General features: G+C 68.8%; 1 protein-coding gene and 1 pseudogene. Both read right to left on the bottom strand.

Translation table 11 applies throughout. From position 1 onward, the window contains the following. On the bottom strand, positions 1 to 513 hold a 513-nt coding region (locus tag ACWFR4_RS49170), incomplete at its 3' end, for an alcohol dehydrogenase catalytic domain-containing protein (RefSeq protein WP_453658547.1). A gap of 229 nt (positions 514 to 742) precedes the next feature. Beyond that, positions 743 to 1,088: pseudogene (locus tag ACWFR4_RS49165) on the bottom strand (hypothetical protein); the annotation flags it as partial.

Here is a 1,088-nt window from a genome sequence, read left to right as displayed (position 1 = left end):
GGCCTGGGCGGAACGCACCTGCACGGTCTCGACCAGGGCCGCGTACGAGGTGGAAACGGCGTCCGGGATGATCGCCGCCTGGTCGAAGGGAAGTGTGTCGGGGATGGGGACGACGGTGTCCTCACGGGCGATCGTGTACTGGGACCAGCCACCGTCGTAGTCGACGCCGCGGCCGCGGAACGATACGCACGTGCCGCCGCTGACGCAGCGGGCGCACTCGCCGCAGGGCTGTCCCGCCTGCAGGGCGACACGTGTGCCGACGGCCAGGTCCCGCTTGAGGCCGGGTCCCAGGGAATGGATAACACCGGAGAGCTCGTGCCCGAGGGTGAGCACGTTGGAGTTCAGGTGCAGCGGCGTGATGCTTCCGTCGATGAGGTGGAGGTCGGAGAGGCACACGCCCGCCGCCTTCACTTCGATCAGTACTTCGCCCGGCCCCGGTACGGGGACCGGGATCTCCTCCATGACGAACTTCTTCGTGTCCAGGTGGACGCGTCCTGCCAGCATGGTGTCCATCGTTTTGGCCTTCTCGGGTAGTGGTTGCTGATGTGGAGTGCTGCAGCGGTCCGTGGGGACCACAGAGAGGTGAGGGCGCTGACAGGGGCCGAGTGATGGGGGCGTCAGACCATACGAGGCCGGGCCACGTCTGCCCCTGGCGGGCTGGTGCGAGGTCGGCCGAACGGCATGCCCGTCCGTCCAGCCGACCCCGACGGTGCTCCATATCGCCGGCATCGCCGCTCGGCGGTTATGGGGCAGTCTGTGCAATCCGGTTCTGCGCGAGAACAGCGCGCTGGAACAGGGCATGGGCTCGGGATGTCTGGCGGAACGCGAGGTTCTGCAGCGCCAGTTGGAGCCCCCGCTCGACATCGGCCCCCACAGTGAGCCAGAAGTCGGCCGCGTGGTCGGCGTAAGCCTGCGGGTGACGCAGCACCAGTTCGTCGTAACCGGCTGCCGCACGCTCGCGCCACTGGTTCGCCTCCTGGAACCTGTCGCATGCGTGCAACGCGGCCGCGAGGTGGCCGGCGTACTCGGGGTCGTCGCTGGCCCAGGTGAGGGGGCGCAGGAGGGCGACGGCGGCCTGAGGGTCTTCG

It is taken from the genome of Streptomyces sp. NPDC055140 (assembly GCF_053607285.1).
The sequence above is the reverse complement of the archived record's forward strand: the minus strand, read 5'-3'. Positions and strand labels throughout refer to the sequence as shown.